This is a genomic window from Wenzhouxiangella sp. XN24 (assembly GCF_011064545.1).
In the GTDB taxonomy this organism is placed as follows: Bacteria; Pseudomonadota; Gammaproteobacteria; order Steroidobacterales; family XN24; genus XN24.
This window is the reverse complement of the sequence record NZ_JAAMFG010000037.1, coordinates 54,425-74,732: the sequence shown is the minus strand read 5'-3', so window position 1 is coordinate 74,732 and position 20,308 is coordinate 54,425. Positions and strand designations below refer to the sequence as shown.

Annotated in this window: 16 protein-coding genes; 5 read left to right on the top strand and 11 right to left on the bottom strand. The window is 69.3% G+C overall.

Annotated elements, in window-relative coordinates:
* Nucleotides 1-79 precede the first annotated feature (79 nt).
* From G6032_RS14860 to G6032_RS14850, 3 genes are all read left to right on the top strand, one after another.
* Complete coding sequence (locus tag G6032_RS14860; RefSeq protein WP_165282949.1) at nucleotides 80-574, top strand: hypothetical protein; 495 nt, start codon at nucleotides 80-82, stop codon at nucleotides 572-574.
* A 177-nt stretch (nucleotides 575-751) separates the two neighbouring features.
* Nucleotides 752-5,212 carry a glutamate synthase large subunit gene (gene gltB, locus G6032_RS14855; RefSeq protein WP_165283060.1) on the top strand — a complete coding sequence of 1,487 codons (4,461 nt, stop codon included), beginning with the start codon at nucleotides 752-754 and terminating at the stop codon, nucleotides 5,210-5,212.
* 7 nt (nucleotides 5,213-5,219) lie between these two features.
* Nucleotides 5,220-6,632 carry an FAD-dependent oxidoreductase gene (locus G6032_RS14850; RefSeq protein WP_165282948.1) on the top strand — a complete coding sequence of 471 codons (1,413 nt, stop codon included), beginning with the start codon at nucleotides 5,220-5,222 and terminating at the stop codon, nucleotides 6,630-6,632.
* Nucleotides 6,633-6,704: 72 nt separating this feature from the next.
* On the opposite strand, the gene G6032_RS14845 is transcribed toward G6032_RS14850, so the two are convergent.
* The 7 genes from G6032_RS14845 to G6032_RS14815 form a co-directional block, all read right to left on the bottom strand.
* Entirely contained in the window at nucleotides 6,705-7,382 is a 678-nt protein-coding gene (locus tag G6032_RS14845; RefSeq protein ID WP_165282947.1) for an acetoacetate decarboxylase family protein, read from the bottom strand.
* A 2-nt stretch (nucleotides 7,383-7,384) separates the two neighbouring features.
* Nucleotides 7,385-8,137: a class I SAM-dependent methyltransferase gene (locus G6032_RS14840; protein WP_165282946.1), complete on the bottom strand. Its 753-nt coding sequence runs from the start codon at nucleotides 8,135-8,137 to the stop codon at nucleotides 7,385-7,387.
* A 9-nt stretch (nucleotides 8,138-8,146) separates the two neighbouring features.
* Nucleotides 8,147-8,542, bottom strand: a complete 396-nt coding sequence (locus tag G6032_RS14835) for a DUF4345 family protein (RefSeq protein WP_165282945.1) — start codon at nucleotides 8,540-8,542, stop codon at nucleotides 8,147-8,149.
* Between the two features lie 92 nt (nucleotides 8,543-8,634).
* Complete coding sequence (locus G6032_RS14830; RefSeq protein ID WP_165282944.1) at nucleotides 8,635-10,587, bottom strand: ATP-binding protein; 1,953 nt, start codon at nucleotides 10,585-10,587, stop codon at nucleotides 8,635-8,637.
* Nucleotides 10,588-10,629: 42 nt separating this feature from the next.
* Nucleotides 10,630-11,331: a proteobacterial dedicated sortase system response regulator gene (gene pdsR, locus G6032_RS14825; RefSeq protein ID WP_165282943.1), complete on the bottom strand. Its 702-nt coding sequence runs from the start codon at nucleotides 11,329-11,331 to the stop codon at nucleotides 10,630-10,632.
* The gene (locus tag G6032_RS14820) at nucleotides 11,328-13,616 is read right to left on the bottom strand and encodes a thiamine pyrophosphate-dependent enzyme (protein ID WP_165282942.1); all 2,289 of its coding nucleotides are present in this window, start codon (nucleotides 13,614-13,616) and stop codon (nucleotides 11,328-11,330) included. The genes pdsR and G6032_RS14820 overlap by 4 nt, the downstream gene beginning before the upstream one ends.
* Nucleotides 13,600-14,763, bottom strand: a complete 1,164-nt coding sequence (locus G6032_RS14815) for an acyl-CoA dehydrogenase family protein (RefSeq protein WP_346763834.1) — start codon at nucleotides 14,761-14,763, stop codon at nucleotides 13,600-13,602. The genes G6032_RS14820 and G6032_RS14815 overlap by 17 nt, the downstream gene beginning before the upstream one ends.
* Before the next feature lie 139 nt (nucleotides 14,764-14,902).
* Here G6032_RS14815 and G6032_RS14810 point away from each other — a divergent pair, with 139 nt between their 5' ends.
* A complete protein-coding gene (locus tag G6032_RS14810; protein WP_165282941.1) occupies nucleotides 14,903-16,204 on the top strand; it encodes a malic enzyme-like NAD(P)-binding protein in 1,302 nt (433 codons plus the stop codon).
* A gap of 91 nt (nucleotides 16,205-16,295) precedes the next feature.
* Here G6032_RS14810 and G6032_RS14805 read toward each other — a convergent pair whose 3' ends face one another.
* On the bottom strand, nucleotides 16,296-16,763 hold the full coding sequence (locus tag G6032_RS14805; protein WP_165282940.1) for an Mpo1-like protein: 468 nt from the start codon (nucleotides 16,761-16,763) through the stop codon (nucleotides 16,296-16,298).
* A 128-nt stretch (nucleotides 16,764-16,891) separates the two neighbouring features.
* Between G6032_RS14805 and G6032_RS14800 the strand changes: the two genes are divergently transcribed.
* Nucleotides 16,892-17,569 (top strand): OmpA family protein, encoded by a 678-nt coding sequence (locus tag G6032_RS14800; RefSeq protein WP_165282939.1) that lies wholly within the window; start codon nucleotides 16,892-16,894, stop codon nucleotides 17,567-17,569.
* 30 nt (nucleotides 17,570-17,599) lie between these two features.
* On the opposite strand, the gene rpoH is transcribed toward G6032_RS14800, so the two are convergent.
* From rpoH to ftsE, 3 genes are all read right to left on the bottom strand, one after another.
* Nucleotides 17,600-18,472 carry an RNA polymerase sigma factor RpoH gene (gene rpoH, locus G6032_RS14795; protein ID WP_165282938.1) on the bottom strand — a complete coding sequence of 291 codons (873 nt, stop codon included), beginning with the start codon at nucleotides 18,470-18,472 and terminating at the stop codon, nucleotides 17,600-17,602.
* Between the two features lie 116 nt (nucleotides 18,473-18,588).
* A complete protein-coding gene (gene ftsX / locus G6032_RS14790; protein WP_165282937.1) occupies nucleotides 18,589-19,647 on the bottom strand; it encodes a permease-like cell division protein FtsX in 1,059 nt (352 codons plus the stop codon).
* Nucleotides 19,622-20,308, bottom strand: a complete 687-nt coding sequence (gene ftsE / locus G6032_RS14785) for a cell division ATP-binding protein FtsE (protein ID WP_165282936.1) — start codon at nucleotides 20,306-20,308, stop codon at nucleotides 19,622-19,624. The genes ftsX and ftsE overlap by 26 nt, the downstream gene beginning before the upstream one ends.

Here is a 20,308-nt window from a genome sequence, read left to right as displayed (position 1 = left end):
CCGTATAAATGTCGGCTTTCGCGCGCCGCAAGTCCAGTTTACGCTGCATGATCGCCCGGACACGATTGCGGAATGACGCATGACGGAGACATCCATCAGTAATCTCGAACTTCCGCTGGCGCGCGCGGCACCGGCGGGCGTCCTGTGGATTTTCGGCCTGGCGGCGTTGCTCGCGGGCTGCGGCGAGCCGCCGGCCGGGGACCCGGAGACCGAGATCCGCATGCTGGTGGATACCGCCGAGACAGCGGCCCAGGACGGCGACTTCGACACGCTCGCGGAGCTGGTGGCGAGAGACTACGCGGATCGCGCGGGGCGCGACCGCCGCGAGCTGCTGCTGATGACGCGCGGGATGCTGCTGCGTTACGCCCGCCTGGAACTGGTGGTGCGAGTGGACGAAGTGCAGGTGTTGTCGCCGCAACTGGCGCGCATCCGCCTTGCCGTGATCGCCGCCGGAGCGAGCTCCGCAGGGCTGTCGGCCGACACGTTTCCGCTGGCGCTGTCGCTGCGCAACGAAGGCGCGGGCTGGCAGGTCACGCGGGCCGAATGGGGCCGGCAACTGGACGATGGTATTTGACGCCGGGCGTCCGGTCTGTTTTATATTCTGTGTTGCACCGCGCATAAAACGCGCGGGCAGCATAAGCGAGACAATAAAAACAATCACTTGCCAGCCCCGTCCCGAATCCCGGGCCGGATTTCAACTACTCAGGGCAGCCCGTTTGGGGTCGGCCAGCCGCCGGAGGGAATCTTGACCGTGTCTGCCGAGCAAGGCCTTTACCGGCCCTCCTTCGAACGTGACAGCTGCGGGTTCGGCCTGATTGCGAGCCTCGCGGGTCGCGACAGCCACTGGCTGGTCGCGACGGCCGTGGCGGCGCTCGGACGGTTGACGCACCGGGGGGCGGTCGCGGCGGACGGCAAGACCGGCGACGGCTGCGGGCTGCTCGTGTCCACCCCGGAGAGTTTCCTGCGTGCCGTGGCGGCGGAGGCGGGCATCACGCCCGGCGCCCATTTCGCCGCGGGCATGGTGTTCATGGATCACGATCCGGCCCGGGCGGCGGCCGTCAGGAACACCCTGCGCGCCTGTGTCGCGGCGGAGGGCCTGCGACTCGACGGCTGGCGCACGGTGCCGGTCGATCCCGAAGCATGCGGCGCGCAGGCGCTCGAGACCCTGCCGCTGATCCAGCAGCTCTTCGTCACCGCGCCCGACGGCATGCCGCCGGACAATTTCCGCCGCCGGCTGTTCGTCGCGAGACGGCGCGCGGAGAAGAAGCTCGAAGGCAGCGACCCGGTGTTCTACATCGCCAGCCTGTCGGCGGACACCGTGTCCTACAAGGCGATGGTGATGCCGGAGCAGCTGCCGCGCTTCTATCCCGACCTGGCGGACGAACGCCTGGCGGCGCGTGTCTGCGTGTTCCACCAGCGTTTCTCCACCAATACGCTGCCGCAATGGCGCCTCGCGCAGCCGTTCCGCTTCCTGGCGCACAACGGTGAAATCAACACCATCCAGGGCAATCGCAACTGGGCGATCGCCCGGGCGCCCAAGTTCCGCTCCCAGCCCCTGCCGGAACTGCAGGAACTCTCGCCGCTGGTCTCGCTCAGCGGTTCGGACTCGTCCAGCCTGGACAACATGCTCGAGGTCCTGGTGGCCGGCGGCATGGACATGATGCAGGCGGCCCGGCTGCTGATCCCGCCGGCCTGGCAGACCGTGGACGATATCGACGCCGACGTGCGCGCCTTCTACGAGTATTACGGCATGCATCTCGAGCCCTGGGACGGCCCGGCCGGGATCGTGATGACCGACGGGCGCAATGCCGGCTGCATTCTCGACCGCAACGGCCTGCGTCCCGCGCGCTGGGTGGTCACGGACGACGACCACCTGACGATCGCGTCGGAAGTCGGCGTGTGGGACTACCGTCCGGAGCAGGTCGTCGCCAAGGGGCGCCTCGGACCCGGGGAGATGATCGTCGCCGACACCGGCACCGGCAAGCTGATGGAGTGGCGCGAGATCGACGAGACGCTGGCCAGCCGGGCGCCTTTCAAGGAGTGGCTGCGCCAGGGCGTGCGCTATCTCGAGACCTCGCTGGTGGATCCGCAGCTGCTGGCCGAGCCGATGATGCGCGAGGAGCTGCAGCGCTACGAGAAGATGTTCGGCATCACGCGCGAGGAGCGCGAGGAAGTCCTGCGGCCGCTGTGTGAAAGCGAAGCCGAGGCCGTGGGCTCGATGGGCGACGACACGCCCCTGCCGTTCATGTCGCGGCGCATCCGTTCGCTGTACGACTATTTCCGCCAGCAGTTCGCCCAGGTCACCAATCCGCCCATCGACTCCCTTCGCGAGCGGGTCGTGATGTCCCTGGAGACGCAGATCGGGCGTGAACAGAACCTGTTCGAACCACGGCCGGAGTACGCGCGGCGCATCGTGATCAACTCGCCCGTGCTCTCGCAGCGCAAGTTCCGCCAGCTGCTCGCCGACCAGGAGGCCCAGGGCGGGTTCGCCCTGCTCGACCTGAACCGGCCCGAAACGGAAGCCCTGCAGGACGGCCTGGACACGCTGTGCGCCGAGGCGGAGGCCGCGGTGCGCAGCGGCCAGCTGGTGGTCGTGATCAGCGATCGCGACCTGCGTCCCGGGGCGGTGCCCATCCACGCGCTGCTGGCGGTGGGTGCGGTCCACCATCACCTCGTGCGCGCGGGCCTGCGCTGCGACTGCAACCTGCTCGTGGAGACGGGCACCGTGCGCGACCCGCACCAGTTCGCGTGCCTGATCGGCTATGGCGCGACCGCGATCTACCCCTACCTGGCCTACGAGTGCCTGAACGACCTGGCCCGCAGCGGCCGGCTCAAGCGGGTCGGCGAGAGCGGCCGGCAACTCGGGCGCAGCTACCGGCGCGGGATCCGCAAGGGCCTGTTCAAGATCATGTCCAAGATGGGCATCTCGACGATCGCGAGCTATCGCGGCGCGGCGCTGTTCGAGATCGTGGGCCTGCACGACGACGTCGTCGAGCGGTGTTTCCCGGGCAGCGTCTCGCGCATCCAGGGGGCTGATTTCACGGACCTGAAGTCGGACGCGATGACGCTCGCGCAGCGGGCCTTCAATCCCCGTTTCGACATCGAGCAGGGCGGCCTGCTGCGCTACGTGCACGATGGGGAGTACCACGCCTACAACCCGGACGTCATCGCCACGCTGCAGGCCGCGGTGCAGAGCGGCGACTACGAGGTGTACCAGGAATACGCGCGCCTCGTGAACGAGCGGCCCGCCATGGTCATCCGCGACCTGTTCGACATCAAGCCGATCGGCCCGCCGGTCCCGCTGGAGGAGGTCGAACCGGCCGAGGCGCTGTTCAAGCGTTTCGATTCGGCCGGCATGAGTCTCGGCGCGCTGTCGCCCGAGGCGCACGAGGCGCTGGCGATCGCGATGAACCGCCTCGGGGGGCGCTCCAATTCCGGCGAGGGCGGCGAGGACCAGGTGCGCTACGGCACCGAGAAGGTGTCGAAGATCAAGCAGGTCGCGTCGGGTCGCTTCGGCGTCACCGCGGCCTATCTCGTGAACGCCGAGGTGCTGCAGATCAAGATCGCGCAGGGCGCGAAGCCGGGCGAAGGCGGCCAGCTCCCCGGCCACAAGGTCAACGAGATGATCGCGAAGCTGCGCTACGCGCTGCCCGGTGTCGGGCTGATCTCGCCGCCGCCGCACCACGACATCTATTCGATCGAGGACCTCGCGCAGCTGATCTTCGACCTCAAGCAGGTCAACCCGCAGGCGCTGGTGTCAGTGAAGCTGGTTGCGCAGGCGGGCGTCGGCACCGTGGCGGCCGGCGTGACCAAGGCCTATGCCGACCTGATCACGATCTCGGGCTACGACGGCGGCACGGGGGCGAGCCCGCTGACCTCGACGAAATACGCGGGTTCGCCATGGGAGCTCGGCCTGGCCGAGACGCACCAGGTGCTGGTGCAGAACGACCTGCGCCATCGGGTGAGGTTGCAGACCGACGGCGGCCTCAAGACCGGCCTGGACGTGATCAAGGCCGCGCTGCTCGGCGCCGAGAGCTTCGGTTTCGGCACGGCCCCGATGGTGGCGCTGGGCTGCAAGTACCTGCGCATCTGCCACCTCAACAACTGCGCCACCGGCGTGGCCACGCAGCACCCGGTGCTCCGCGAACGGCATTTCATCGGCCTGCCTGAAATGGTGATGAATTATTTCCAGTTCGTCGCCCGCGAGACCCGCGAGCGGCTCGCCGCCCTCGGCGCGCGCAGCATCGAGGAATTGATCGGCCGCGCCGACCTGGCGGAGCCGCGCGAGGGCGAGACGCCGCGGCAGCGCAAGCTCGATCTCAGGCCACTGCTGCGGGGCGGGCTGTCGGCCACCGAGGCGCGCTTCTGCACGGAGGCCAGCAATCCGCCGTTCGACGAAGGCCTGCTGAACGAGCGCATGGTCGCGGACTGCAGCAAGGCCATCGAGGAGCGGCGCGGCGGCACGTTCTTCTACGAGGTGAAGAACTTCCATCGCTCCATCGGCGCGCGCCTCTCCGGAGAGATCGCGCGCCGCTACGGCAACCTCGGGCTGGCCGAAGACCCGGTGAACATCCGCATGAAGGGCTCGGCGGGCCAGAGCTTCGGCGTCTGGAACGTCGGCGGCCTGCATCTCTATCTCGAGGGCGACGCCAACGATTACGTGGGCAAGGGCATGTCCGGAGGCCGGCTGGTGATCTACCCGCCCACCGGCAGCCGCTTCGAAGCGCGCAATGCGCCGATCATCGGCAACACCTGCCTGTACGGCGCCACCGGCGGCCACCTGTTCGCGGCGGGTACGGCCGGCGAGCGCTTCGCGGTGCGCAACTCGGGTGCGGTGGCGGTCGTCGAGGGCTGCGGCGATCACGGCTGCGAGTACATGACCGGCGGGGTGGCGGTCGTGCTCGGCCGCACCGGCTTCAATTTCGGCGCCGGGCTCACCGGGGGCTTCGCCTACGTGCTCGACATGGAGCGGGATTTCGTCGATCGCTACAACCACGAACTGATCGACATCCATCGCATCACGCCGGAGACCATGGAGGCGCACCTGCATCACCTGCGCAGCCTGCTCGAGCTGCACGCGCACGAGACCGGCAGCGCCTGGGGGCGCGAAATCCTCGATGATTTCCGTTCCTTCCTGCCGAAGTTCTGGCTGGTGAAACCCAAGGCAGCGGATCTCGCGAGCCTCATCGATTCGTTGCGGCGCGCGGCCTGAGGGAACCATGAGCCAGGAAAAACCACTGCGTTTTCTCGAGATCCCGCGCGAGGACCCCAGCAAGGTCGGCGCCCAGCAGCGCGTGCGCGATTACCGGGAAATCTACGGCCAGTTCGATGCCGAGAGCGCCCACCAGCAGGCGGGTCGCTGCCTCGACTGCGGCAACCCTTACTGCGAGTGGAAGTGCCCGGTCCACAACTACATCCCGAACTGGCTGAAGCTGATCGAGGAAGGCAATCTCTTCGAGGCCGCGGAGCTGTCGCACCAGACCAACTCGCTGCCGGAGATCTGCGGCAGGGTCTGTCCCCAGGATCGGTTGTGCGAGGGCGCGTGCACGCTCAACGACGGCTTCGGCGCCGTGACCATCGGCAGCATCGAGAAATACATCACCGACGAGGCAGTGCGGCAGGGCTGGCGCCCCGACGTCTCGGGCGTCAAGCCGACCGGGCGCGAGGTGGCCATCATCGGCGCCGGTCCCGCGGGCCTGGCCGTCGCCGACGTGCTCGCGAGGCGTGGCGTGCGCGCGGTGGTCTACGACCGTTATCCGCGCATCGGCGGCCTGCTGACCTTCGGCATCCCGCCGTTCAAGCTCGAGAAGGAGATCGTCGAGACGCGGCGTATGCTGCTCGAGGGCATGGGCGTGGAGTTCGTGCTGAACTGCGAGGTCGGGCGCGACATCACGCTCGACCAGCTGCTCAACGACTACGACGCCGTGTTCACCGGCACCGGCGCGTATCGCTTCGTCAAGGGCGGCCTTCCCGGCGAGGACCTGCCGGGCGTCTACGAGGCCTTGCCCTACCTGGTCACCAATGCGCGCCGGGAACTCGGCCTGCTCGAAGCGGGGGAGCCCTTCGTTTCGATGGCCGGCAAGCGTGTCGTGGTGCTCGGCGGGGGCGACACGGGCATGGACTGCAACCGCACCGCCATCCGCCAGGGCGCGGCGAGCGTCACCTGCGCCTACCGGCGCGACGAACAGAACATGCCGGGCTCGCGCCGCGAAGTCACCAACAGTCGCGAGGAAGGCGTCGAGTTTCTCTTCAACCGGCAACCGATCGAGATCGTCGGCGCGAGCGCGGCGGAAGGCGTGAAGGTCGTCCGCACCCAGCTCGGCGAGAAGGGCCCCGGGGGTCGCCGGCGCCCGGAACCCATCCCGGGCACGGAGGAAGTACTCGACGCCGACGCGGTGATCATCGCCTTCGGCTTCCGTCCCGACCCGCCGGGCTGGCTGACGGACGCCGGGGTCGAGACCTGGCCCGACGGCCGGTTGCGCGTGGATCCCGCCGGTCGTTACCCCTTCCAGACGACACATCCGAAAATCTTCGCCGGCGGGGACAACGTGCGCGGCTCGGATCTCGTCGTGACCGCCGTGTTCGAAGGCCGCGAGGCGGCCAGGGGCATCCTGGCGTACCTCGGCGTCTAGCCGTCGCCGCTCGCGTCTCGCGTCTCGCGTCTCGCGTCTCGTAGGTGCCGCGCCTGTTGGTCGCGGGGGATTTCAGCTCGCTGTCGGAAAGCGCAGCCGGAAGCGCGGCACGTGCAGGGCCATGCGTACCTGCCCCGCGCCCAGGTCCGGAAAGAGTTCGCCGTCACTCCCGGCGCTGGCCAGTCGGGCAGGACCGACGCGGCCGCGCGCCCCGGGGGCGAGCTCGAAGCGACGGCCGCCGTGGTGCTGCACCACGCGCCGGAATGCTGCGGGCACCAGGCCGCTGTGTACCGGCCACGCCGGCCCGCGTCGCTCGAGCTCGAGCGACGCGACCGGCCTTTCGTCGACAGTGACCCGGATGCGCTCACCCCGGCCTGTCGAGGCGACGGCGAAATCCGCGCGATCCTTCGGGATGCCCCAGTTCAACCGGCCGTTCACCACGCTGTCCCAGCTGCTGACATAGATGCGCGTAACCGACCACGCGCGTCGGCCGTCGGGGAAGCGGAAACGGCCCGGGATGTACAGCAGTTCACGATACGGCCCGGCCGGCGAATCGGCATAGTCCACGAACATCACGAGCGACGGGCCGCCAAGTGGCAGCCCCCGCAATTCCTCGGGCAGGTGGCGCGGATCGCATCGCACCTCCCCGGGCAATTCGAGCAGGAGGATCCAGCCGGAGCCATGCAGTGTCCATGGCGCCGGCACGCGTTCGACCGCCGGCAACGCGTCGTCGGCCGTGATCAGTCGCATGCTCAATCGACGCGCCCGACGCGCAGGTGCAGCGGCCAGCGTACGCGCCGCGGCGTGGAGGGTTCGCCCCACACCGCTGCGAGGCGCCGGCCGACGGCCTCCACCGGATCCCGTCCGGTTTGCTCGCGGCAGTGATTGACGCCCGACCAGGTGCTGAAATAGCCCAGCAGGCGGTCCAGCGGCCAGTCGGCGCGCACCTCGAACCCGGGCGCCTCGATCGCTTCGAACGGGAACGCGAGGTTGCGGTAACCCTCTTCGACATGGACGCGTTCGGGCGGCCACCAGGGCGCCATTTCCTCGTAGAAAGCCGCGACCAGGGGATCCACCACGGGATCCGCATCGGCGAGGCTGTAGGTCCATGCCGCGAACACGGCGCCCGGGCGTGCCACGCGCCGCACTTCGGCATAGAACGCGTCCAGGTCCAGCCAGTGGAGGGCCTGGGCGACGGTGACGAGATCGACGCTGGTGTCGTCCAGGCCGCAGTCCTCGGCCCGCGCCACGGCATACTCGACGCGCGGGTGCCGAACGGCGTGGGCGAGCTGGGCGGGACTCGCGTCGGTCGCGATCACCTCCTGGAAGTGTTCGGCCAGGCCTGTCGCGGCCTGCCCGGTGCCGGTCGCGCAATCCCACGCGCGTGCGCGCGACGGCGCCAGGTCCGCGAGGAAGGCCATCAGCGTCCCGGGGTAGGCGGGCCGGAAACGATCGTACTCTCCGGCCGTGACGGAGAAATGGTCCTTGAAGCCAGGGTCACTCATCCCGGCGCGTCACCGCGGGCGCAATTCCCCGGCAGGTGAGGCGCGGCGCGCGAGGACGAAAGCCAGGCTGAACAGGGCGAACTCCAGCACCATCACCCACGGCACGATCCCGGTCGGAACGCCTTCGCCGAACAGGGCCACCACCCGGCCGCCGAAATAGCCGATGTTCATCAGGAACACCAGCCAGAGTCCGTACAGGAACCAGTCGCGCGTCCCCGCGGACCACAGCAGGAACAGGCCGATGGCGACGTTGATCCCGCCGTGACTGCCGTGCAGGTCGGACATTGCGTTTGCGGCGGACAGGTCGATACCGAGATAAGCAAGGCTGGTCGTGGGCGAGAGCAGCACCCAGAGACCGAAGCCGAGATAAAGCAGTCCCGTTGCGTAGAGAAAGGCGCGGTTCATCGGGGGCCCCGGCGGTTGAGAACTCAGCCCAGACTATAGCCGCGTCGCCGCCCCGGCGCATCCGCACAAGCGCGCAACCGTGTGCGTCTCGTTCAGAGACGGCCCGGCGGCGCGCCATGGGCCTGCGGCAATTCGACGACGAACTCGACCCCGGTGTCGTTCGCCAGGTTACGCGCTGAGGCGCGGCCGCCGTGGTGCTCGGCCACCAGGCGGACGATGAACAACCCGAGTCCGAGGTGCGGCGTCGTGTCCGCGGGCCGTTCCGAGACCATCGAATCGAACAACCTTGCAGGCGGACCCGGTGGCAGGCGGCTGCCCGGGTTGGCCACGCTGAGCCGCCAGTGAGACCCGGACTCCTCGATCGCGAGCCGGATGTCCGCCCCGGCCGGCGCGAAAGCCACCGCGTTTTCCACCAGCTTGTCGAGCAGCTGGGCGATCAGCTCGGGCGCGCCGTCGAGCCAGCAGGCTGCGCCGGGTCGCGCGAGGCTGAATGTCCGATCCGGGTACAGCGCCTGGTAGGCCGCGGTCATCTCGCCGACCTGGGCCGCCAGGTCGAATCGTTCATGCGTCTCGGCAGCCACAGCGCGCTCGATCTGCCGGGCGGCGGCCAGGGCATTGACCAGCCGGCCCATCCGGTCCACCCCGTCCCGCGCCCGCCCCAGCCAGGGGCCCTCGCCGGCCCCCTCGGCCTCGAGATTGTCGAGTGAGCTGCGGACCACCGCCAGCGGCGTCCGAAGTTCATGCGCGAGCCGGCCACCGAGGCTCTGCAGGTAGAGGTTGTGTTCGTGCACCTTGCCGAGCAGTCCGCCGATGCTGCGGGCGAGATCGCCGAGCTCGTCGTCGGCCTGCGCATTCGGCAGCGGACCGCTGATTTCGCCGCGCCGTCCCACGGCGTCGCCGGCGGCGTCCCGCAGGCGGCGAATCCTGAGCGACAGCAACACCGCGTAACCCAGCAGTACCGCAGCGGCGGCAAAGCTGGCCAGCAGGCTGGTGCCCAGGAGGCGGCGCGTGGGGCGTCCGGTCAGGCTGAGGATCTCGGCCGTGTCGCGCTCGACCACGACGATGGCCTCGGCGGCCTGTCGGCTGCCGATCGGCGCCGCGGCGGCCAGCAGGCTGCCGCCGGGCAGGGCGTAACGGCGCGCGTCGCTGACACCAAGTGCGGCGAGCTCGATGTGTCGGCCGCTGAGCTGTCCCGGTCGGGCGGCCGGCGGCGGATCGGCATCGATCCGGTCGCCGAGTACCCGGCGATAAAGCCGCTCGAGCCATCCGGCGTCCGGGTCGGGCTGCGACTGGCGCGGCGGCCCGTGCTCGGCAAGCACGAAGCCTGCACGATCGACAAGGAACACGCGCTGGCCGGGGGGCGCGAGCGCGTCGAGGGCGGCCTGTGCCGCGGGATCCGGACCGGTCATCCAGCCCGGGACGGTGCGGAAGGTGCTCGCGCGCACCGTGCCTCCGGAGTCCAGCAGTCGCACGCCGAGACGGCCGTCCAGCAGTGCGGCCGGCACACGCGCCTCGAGTTGCCAGCCGGCGCTGGTGGCCTGCCAGTCGCCACGCGCGCGCGGATCCGGCGATGCACCCCCTACGATGCCGCTGACCGTCCCAGGAGCCTCCAGCGGAAACTCCACCCGCAGGTCGCGACCATGCAGGCTCACGGCGGCCGGCGGACGGGTCCCCGGCGCCGCGACGAACACGTGGATGAAAACACCGCGGCGAGCGACCAGCAGGGCCATGTCGCCGTGCGACTCCGCCTGGAGACTGGCCGGGCCCCAGTCCTCGACGAAGCCGTCCAGCGTCGGCAGGGCGGGCAGCACGTGGACGTAGAGGTCTGCGCCACGCGCCCGGTCTGCTCGCCAGCGGGTCGATGGGGCGGCGAATTCGTCAGCCGCGGGCGCGACAGCGGCGGCGAGCAGGCGCGCGGTGGACGACAGCGTCTCGGCTTCGCCCTGGCGCAACGTCGTCTCGATGTCGCGCGCGTACTGGCAACCGGCCCAGGGCAGCAGCAGGGTGACGGCGCTGACCGCCACCAGCTGGCCGGCCAGCTTCATGCCGCGGGCCCGTTCGGCCTCATGCCGCCGGACCGTCCCGCCTCATGTCGCGGCGCCGTCCCGCCAGCGATAACCGAGGCCATAGACGGTCTGGATGGCGCCGAAGTCCGGGTCGATCGCCTCGAACTTGCGCCGGATGCGCTTCACGTGCGAGGTGATCGTGGCGTCGTCGAGCACCACGTGCGCGGCATCCATGAGCTGCTGCCGGTTCTTGACGTGGCCCGGGTGCCTGGCCAGCGCATGCACGATCCAGAACTCGGTCAGCGTGAGCCCCGGGTCCTGCCCGGCCCAGCGTGCCTCCAGTCGTTCGACATCGAGCTGCAGCTGGCCGCGCTCGAGCACGCGTTGTGCATCGGCGGGTTCGGTGAGGGCCTGCAGGCGGCGGAACAGCGCGGCGATGCGCGCCAGCAGGTGCGGCAGGCTGATGTCCTTGGTCAGGTAGTCGTCGGCGCCGAGTCGCAGACCTGACACGGCGTCGAAATCGCTGTCGCGCGCCGTGAGGAAAATCAGCGGCAGGCGCGGCGCGCGGGCGCGCAGTTCACGGCACAGCTCGAAGCCGCCTTCCGGCTCCGCGCCCAAGCTGACGTCGATCACGACCAGGTCGGGCAGGCGCGCGTCGAAGGCGTCGAGCGCCTCGCGCCGCGCGGCGAACATGCTCACGCGATAGCCGGCGCGCCGGAAGGCGTCGGCGTAGTTCTCGCGGATCGCCGCTTCATCCTCGACTATGGCGATGTGCCGGCTCACGAGGTGTCGGACAGCAGTTCGCGCAGGGCGGCCTCGATCGCCGCCTCGGAGGCCAGCACGGTATCGGCGGCGGGGCCCAGGGGGACGAAAGAGTCCTCGCTGGTGACCCGCGCCTTGGGCAGGCCGGGGCGGGCGGACTCGTCGAGCAGCGTGAAGATCTCTTCCGCGATCCCGCCGGTGCGGCGCCCCTCGTCGACCACCAGCACTTTTCCGGCCGCGTCGGCCTCGCGCACGATGGCTTCGGCGTTCAGCGGCTTGAGCCAGCGCAGGTCCAGCACGCGGATGCGGCGTCCCGCCTCCGGCACCACCCGTTCGGCCGCGCGCAGGGACATCCGTACACCATTGCCGAAGGTCACGACCAGGACCTCGGGTCGCTCGTCGCCGTAGGCGCGCGGCGCACCAAAGGGCACGAAGGTCTCGGGCGGGGGATAGCTGCACAGCCAGCCGCCGTCCTTGTTTTCGTGCAGGTCCTTCGTCATGTAGAGCGCGATCGGCTCGAGGAACGCCACCACCCGGCCGTTCACCTTCGCCAGGGCGGCGGCGGTGCGCAGCATCCCCGCCGCATCGTCGCCGCGTGCGGGGCAGGCGACGATGAGCCCGGGGATATCGCGCAAGGCCGCGAAGGAATTGTCGTTGTGAAAGTGCCCGCCGAAGCCTTTCTGGTAAGCCAGGCCGGCGATGCGGACGACCATGGGGTTCGCCCACTGGCCGTTCGAAAAAAACTGCAGCGAGCAGGCCTCGCCGCGCAGCTGGTCGCAGGCGTTGTGGAAGTACGCGAGGTACTGGATCTCGGGAAAGGGCAGCAGCCCCATGTATCCCGCGCCCTGCGCGAGGCCGAGGATGGTGGTCTCGTCGAGCAGCGTGTTGAAGACGCGACCGCCGCGAAAGGTGCTCGCCAGCCCGGCGGTCACCGTGTAGACGCCACCCTTGCGCGCCACGTCCTCGCCGAACAGCGTCATCTCCGGATACTTGATCATCAGGTCGTGCAGCGCGCGGTTGATCTGCAGCGACAGGTGGCGCGGCGGCCCCGCCTCGGGCAGGCGGGCCGCACCGCCGAACACCGCGAGCCGGTCTTCAACAGCCGGCGCACGGGCGGCCTCGGCATGCACGGCCGCGGCATCGAGCGGCGCGATCGTGGCCATCACCTCGGATGCGGTTTCGAGCCGCGGGCGCCGGGCCGCGCGCGCCGCGCTTTCCGCGACCCGCGTGCGGGACTCTTCGTAAAGCGCCAGGACTTCGTCAGGCGCCAGGCAACCGCTCGCCACGGCGAGTCGTGCGGCGGCGAGCAGCGGATCGCGTGCCTCGTTCGCCTCGATGGCGGCGATCTCCATGTAATCCCCTTCCCAGTCGGTGCCCGCATGGCCCAGCAGGCGCGGCACCTTGAGATGCAGGAAGGTGGGACGGCGGCGCTTGCGGCAGTGTTCCACCGCGCGCGCCGCCATTTCGAAAGCCTCGGGCAGCGACGTCCCGTCCGCAGCAAAGTAATCCAGGCCTTCGCGGCGCGAGAAGCCGGCCTCGATCCAGCCCGCCGGGGTGCTCACGGAAATGCCGATGCCGTTGTCTTCGCAGACGAAGAGCACGGGGACGGGAAGTCGCTGGTAGGCGGCCCACTGGGCGGCATTGAATCCCGCCAGCGCGGTCGCATGGTTCGTCGAGGCGTCGCCGAAGCTGCACAGCACGATGCTGTCGGCCGGCACCGGCGGTGTGCGCCGGATCCGCCGGGCTTCTTCGAGCCCCAGCGCCGCACCGACCGCCTTGGGCAGGTGGCTGGCGATGGTCGAGGTCTGCGGCAGCACCCACAACTTGCGATCGCTGCCCCACACCTTGTGGCGTCCGCCCGAAACCGGGTCCTCGCTGCTCGCCGCCAGCGACAGGCAGGTTTCGTAGACGGGGTCGCAGTCCGCGTCCTTGGCCAGGCGCGCCATCATGAAGCCGCCCGAGCGGTAATGCAGGAAAGCCGGGTCGGTCTCGCGGCAAAGAAAGCCAAGCACGGCATTGGCTTCGTGGCCGGAGCTGCCGATGGTGTAGAAGCCCTCGTTGCGCGCGCGCATCTCGCGCGCCTGCAGGTCGAGGTGCCGCGACAGCAGCTGGTGGCGGAAGATCTCGACGAATTCCCCGGCGGTCATCCGGCTGCCCGGCGCGATCGGTGCATGCGGTTGCGGCCGCTCGCGTTCCGCTGCCGTCAGCCCGCGCAGGAGTTCGAGGAAATTGCCGTCGATCACCGCGGCGCGATTGAGCCCGCGCGCGGCGCGTTTCGCGAGCGCGGCCTCAGAAGGCGTTGACACCCGTCAGCTCCCGACCGATGACGAGTTCGTGGATCGTCTCGGTGCCTTCGTAGGTGATGACGCTTTCGAGATTCAGCATGTGGCGGATCGGGCAGTATTCGGCGCTGATGCCGGCGCCGCCGAGAATATCGCGCGCATCGCGGGCGATGTCGAGCGCCATGCGGACGTTGTTCCATTTCGCCATCGAGACCTGCGACGGCTGCATGCGTCCCGCGTCCTTGAGGCGCCCCAGCTGCAGCGACAGCAGCTGGCCCGTGGTGATCCTTCGCGACATGTCCGCGAGCCGTCGCTGGACCGTCTGGGTATGCGAGACCGGCCGGTTGAACAGCTCGCGATCGTTGGAATAATCCAGCGCTTCCTTGAGGCAGGCCTGCGCGGCGCCGATGGCACCCCAGGTGATGCCGTAACGCGCCTGGGTGAGACAGCCGAGCGGGCCCTTGAGGCCGCGGACGCCGGGCAGCATGCTGGCCGCCGGAACCCTCACGTTGTCGAAGAACAGCGAGGAGGTGACCGAGGCGCGCAGCGAAAACTTCCGGTGAATCTCGGGTGCGTCGAAGCCCTTCATGCCCTTCTCGACCAGGAAGCCTCGCAGGCCGTCGTCCGTCATCGCCCAGACGACGGCGACATCGGCGACGCTGCCGTTGGTGATCCACATCTTGGCGCCGTTGATGATCCAGTCGTCGCCGTCGCGTTTCGCGTGGGTCTTCATGTTGCCCGGGTCCGAACCGCCGTGGGGTTCGGTCAGGCCGAAGCAGCCGATCGCCTCGCCGGACGCCAGCGCCGGCAGCCATCGCTGTTTCTGCTCCTCGCTGCCGTAGGTGTGGATCGGCCACATCACCAGGCTTGACTGCACGGAGACGAAGCTGCGGATGCCGGAATCGCCGCGCTCGAGTTCCTGGCAGATCAGGCCGTAGGACACGCCGTTCAGGCCGGCGCAGCCATAGCCTTCCAGCGAGGAGCCGAGCAGGCCGAGGTCGGCCAGCTCGGGCACCAGCTCGGCCGGGAAACGGTGTTCCTCGAAGCATTCCCGGATGATCGGCAGGACTTTCTCATCGGTGAAGCGGGCGACGGTGTCCTGCACCATCTGCTCGTCCTCGGACAACGTGCCGCGGACGTCGTAGAAATCGAAGGGATTGACGGAACTCACGCTGGAATCTCCCGGAAAGCGATGGCCCGGGCACGCGCTCCGGACGAGGCGATCATTCTAGCCGATCGGCCGCCCGGGGTCCGCGCAGAAGATGGGCGAACGATGCGCGGGCCATCGGTTTACGGCGATAATGTGCCGCATGAAAATCCCCGAGATCCTGTTGATCGAATCCGCCCATCGGCCGGGCAGCCTGGCCAGCATCCTCGGCGTCATCGGTGACGAGGGGCTGGTCGTCGAACACCTGGCCTCGCTGCGTCGCGACCAGGACAAGACGGTCTGGGAAATCACACTCGAAATGGATCCCGATGCCGGCCCGCGCCTCAGGGAGCGGATCGACGCATTGCCCAACGCGCGCCTGCTGGGGCGCTCCGACCGGGTGTTCAATCGCCACCGCGGCGGCAAGATCCGCACCGTCAGCACGCTGGATATCGGCAGCCTGCAGATCCTGCGTGACGTCTACACGCCCGGTGTCGCACGCGTCTGCCTTGCGATCCGCGACAACCCGGCGCTGGCCGCCGAGTACACCGCGATCAGCCGCACGGTCGCGATCGTGACCAACGGCACCGCCGTGCTCGGCCTCGGTGACATCGGCGCGCTTGCAGGGATGCCGGTGATGGAAGGCAAGGCTGCGCTGATGGCGAGCCTCGCCGGGCTGTCGGGCGTGCCGATCCTGGTCGAGGAGAAGGATCCAAAGCGCCTGGTCGAGATCATCGCGGCGATCGCCCCGTCGTTCGGCGCGATCCAGCTCGAGGACATCGCGGCCCCCGGCTGTTTCGAGGTCGAGGACACATTGCGGGCGCGACTCGACATCCCGGTGCTGCATGACGACCAGCACGGCACGGCCGTGGTGGCGATGGCGGCGGTGCGCAACGCCGGGCGCCAGGCCGGGCAGCGGCTGTCCCGAAGCGTCGTCGGCCAGGTCGGACTCGGCGCGGCCGGCATCGGCATCGCCCGGCTGCTCCTGTCGCGCGGCACGCCCCGGATCCTGGGCGCGGACCTGGACGCCGGCGCCCGGCAGCGCTTCGCCGCGCTCGGCGGCGAGCCGGCGGACCTGGCCCGGGTCATGGCGGAAGCGGACATCGTCATCGCCACGACCGGCGTGCCCGGCCTCATCAAGCCCGCCATGGTGCGCGCCGGCCAGGTGATCCTCGCGTTGTCCAACCCCGACCCGGAAATCGAGCCGCAGGCCGCGCTCGCCGCGGGCGCGGCCTTCGCGGCCGACGGCAAGAGCATCAACAACGTGCTCGGCTTTCCCGGGCTGTTCAGGGGTGCCCTCGAGGCGGGCGCCCGGCGTTTCACCGACGAGATGCTGGTGGCGGCGGCCGAGACGATCGCCGACCTGGCGTCGGACCATGACCTCGTGCCGGACCCGCTCAACCTGGCGGTGCACGACGCGGTCACGGCGGCCGTTGCCAAGGCGGCGCGCGACTCCGGCGCCTGAGGCCTGCGCTTCCACGCGACTTGCCACCGGCCGCGCGCCCGGCAGTGCCGCGGTCGATTTCAGCGGTGCCGCGCTGGGCTCCAGCTCGACTTCAGTAGGGAATCCCGACCCGCCGGTAGGCCGCCGCAAGCAGCCACAACGGCCCGATCATGAGGAACTGCAGGTCCTCGAAGAACGAGGGTTTCTTGCCCTCGATGCGATGCCCGATGAACTGGCCGATCCATGCCACGACGAACACGACCAGCGAGATGGCCCACAGCGGCGTCGCCAGTTCGTCGAGCCCGGCGGCGAGCAGCAGCAGGAGCGTCAGCACGAGCGTCGCGCCGACGGCCAGCGATACCGACATGAGGAAGTAGTAGACCACGGCGGCCATCGTGAACAGCACGGCCCAGTTGAGCGCGGGCGAAATGTCGGCGAAAGTGGCGGGCACCGGCAGGGCCCACAGCAGGCCGATGAGACTGAAGACGATCGCCGGGACGCAGATCCAGTGGATGAGCTTGTTGACCGGGTGCTGATGGCTGGCACCGTAGGCCGTCAACCAGTCGTCTATGCTGCGCATATGTGTTCTCCCTCGGCCCGGGACACGTGTCCGACACGTGGCGAAGGTATCATGGAGACATGGACACCGGGAGCGGCGGCCGCCCGTGGGCCGGCCGCCTCCCGGATTTTTTTCCACAGGAGCAGACAATGAAGCGAAAGATCATGCACCTGGCGACGGCGTCGATCGTCGCCACGGCCGTGCTGGCCGCCGGTTGCCAGACAATCGACCCGTACACGGGCGAGACCAAGACGGCGAGTGCCACCAAGGGCGCAGCCATAGGGGCCGGGGCGGGCGCGCTGCTGGGCATTCTGACCGGCGACGATTCGAAGGATCGCCGCAAGCGGGCGCTCATCGGCGCCGGCGTCGGCGCGCTGGCCGGTGGCGCGGTCGGCAACTACATGGATCAACAGGAAGCGGAGCTTCGCCAGCGGCTGGCCGGCAGCGGCGTCAGCGTCACGCGGGTCGGCGACGAGATCCTGCTCAACATGCCGGGCAACATCACCTTCCAGACCGACAGCTCCGACCTGAATCCGCAGTTCTTCGACGTGCTGAACTCAGTGTCGCTGGTACTGGAGGAGTACGACAAGACGGTCGTCGAGGTCGTGGGACACACCGACAGCACGGGCTCGGCGGAATACAACCAGGCCCTGTCGGAGCGGCGGGCCGCGACGGTCGCGACCTATCTCGCCAACCGTGACATCGACCGGCAGCGGATCCTGGCTTTCGGCCAGGGAGAAATGCAGCCGGTGGCCGACAACTCGACGGCTGCGGGACGTGCGGCGAATCGTCGCGTCGAATTGACGCTGTCGCCGATCACCACCTGAGGGCGCGCGGCGAAAGCCTTCTCGACGGAGTCAGGCTGCGCGGTCGATGAGGCCGCGCAGCTTTTTCATCGCCGCGGCCTCGATCTGGCGGATGCGCTCCGCTGAGACGCCGTATTCGTCCGCGAGCTCCTGCAGCGTGGCCTTGTCTTCCGCGAGCCAGCGCCGGCGGAGAATCTCCCGGCTGCGGTCGTCGAGATCGCCGAGCGCGGCGCCGAGCGCCTGGTGGGCGATCTCATCCGAATCTTCGTCGGCCACCAGTTCCGCCGGGTCGGCGCCCGGTGCGGGCAGGTAAGCCGCCGGCGCGCCGAGACGTTCCTCGTCGTCGGCATCCGGGCGCGGATCCAGCGACATGTCGCGAGCGGCCAGGCGCTGCTCCATTTCGTTGACCTCGGCGGGCGTGACGCCGAGATCACCGGCGACCGCCCGTGTCTCCTCGGCGGACAGCCAGCCGAGGCGTTCCTTGGCCTTGCGGAGGTTGAAAAACAGCTTGCGCTGCGCCTTGGTGGTGGCGATCTTCACGAGCCGCCAGTTCTTCAGGACGAACTCGTGGATCTCCGCGCGAATCCAGTGGACGGCGAAGGAGACGAGCCGCACCCCCACGGTGGGATCGAAGCGCTTCACGGCCTTCATGAGGCCGATATTGCCTTCCTGGATCAGGTCGCCGAGCTGCAGGCCGTAGCCGTTGTAGCCGCGTGCGATGTGCACCACGAAGCGCAGGTGGGAGAGCACGAGCTGCCGCGCCGCGTCCAGGTCGCTGTCGCGGCGGAAACGCCAGGCCAACTCGGTCTCCTCGTCGGCGCTCAGCACCGGGATCGTGGACACCGCGTTGATGTACGCGTTGAGATTGCCGACCGGTGCGGCCAGCACCAACTCGTTGTGGCGCATGACGAGCGCTGTGCTCATACAGATTCCTCCCCTCTCACCCGGGATTTTAGCAGTCGATGTCTTAGAGTGCTAACGGCGGCCGGGGTTCCCCGGCGGTTCTGGAGCAGAAATGTGAATCAAGTCAGGTTATTGGCTCAGATTCCGGGCTCGATGCGCCGCAGGTGGCGCGTCGCCGAGACCCACGCGCCGAGCCACCCGAGGGCCGCGCCGGCGGCCAGCAGGGCGAGTGCACCGTCGCCGCCGAGGCCGGTCGGCCGGAAGCCCGAGCCGTACAGCTCGGCGAGCCGCGCCGCCGGTCCGCCCAGGGCGAGCAACCCCCCCTGCACGATGATCAGCGCGACGAGGCCGCCGCCCAGGCCGTACCAGAACCCGCCATAGAGCAGCGGGCGGCGAATGAAGCCGTCCGTGCCGCCGACCAGCTTCATGACCTCGATCTCGTCGCGGCGGTTCTGGATGTCCAGCCGGATGGTGTTGCCGACGATCACCAGCACCCCGACGGCCAGGAGGCCCGCAGCCAGCAGCGCGAGGCGGCCGGCGATCTCCAGCATGGCGGACAACCGCCGCACCCATTCAGCGTCGGCCTGCACGATATCCGCCTCGGGCAGCGCGCGCAGCCGGGCGGCCAGCGCCTCCATCGCCTCGGCCTCGTCGCCACGGGCCGCGGGCCGCACGATCACCAGGTGAGGCAACGGGTTGGCATCGAGCGCGTCCACCGTGGCGCCGAGACCGGAACCGGCGCGGAACCGGGCGAGCGCCTCGTCGGCGGTCACCAGTTCGACGGCCTCCACCTCGGGCCAGGCGCGGATCTCTTCGGCCAGCGCGGCAGCCCGCCCAGGCGACTGGCCGTGTTCCAGGTAGAGCGAGAGTTCGATGCCGTCGTCCCAGTGCCCGGAAAGCGCCTGCAGGTTGGCCACCAGCAGGTGCAGGCTCGCGGGCAGCGCCAGCGCGACGCCGATCACCGCCAGGGTCATGCCGGTCGCGACGGGTTGTTCGCTGAGTCGTCCCAGCGAGCCGATCATGGTCTGCACGTGGCGCTGAAGCCAGGTGCGCAGATGCCCGAGAAGGCCGGCGCCCGGCCAGCGGAACGCGATGTTCGGCCAGCTCAGGCGTGCCAGAAGCGACGGCCGGCGATTGCGCCTTCCGGTGCCGCGCCGTGCGCCCGAGGCCTTAGGCCGGGATGCCCGGGAAGGCATGGTCTACATCCTCGACGAGGCGCCCGTCGCCGAGCGCGATGCGGCGATGACCGAGCCGCTCGAGCAGCCCCTGGTCGTGACTGGCCACCAGCACGGTCACGCCGACGCGATTGAGGCGCGCGAACAGGTACATGATCTCCAGTGACAGGTCCGGGTCCAGGTTGCCGGTGGGCTCGTCGGCGATGAGCAGGGGTGGACGGGCCGCGATGGCGCGCGCGATGCCGACGCGCTGCTGCTCGCCGGTGGACAGCATGACCGGCGGCAGCTGCTCCTTGCCCAGGAGGCCGACCTGGTCCAGCGCCGCCCGCACGCGACGCCCGGTCTCCCGGCGCGTGCCGCCGGAGATCACCAGCGGCAGCGCCACGTTGTCGAACACCGTGCGGTCGGCCAGCAGCTTGTGGTCCTGGAACACCATGCCGATCTGCCTGCGAAAGGCCGGCACCTGTCGCCGCGAAATCCCTGCCGTGTTCCGTCCGCCGATCAGCACCTGGCCGCGGGTCGGCCGCTCGATACAGGAGATGAGCTTCAGGAGGGTGCTCTTGCCCGCGCCCGAATGCCCCGTGAGGAAAACCATCTCCCCGGCCTCGATCCGGAAGCTCAGATCCCGCAGCGCATCTCGCCCGCCGGGATAGCGCTTGTGGACCTGTTCGAAGCGGATCAT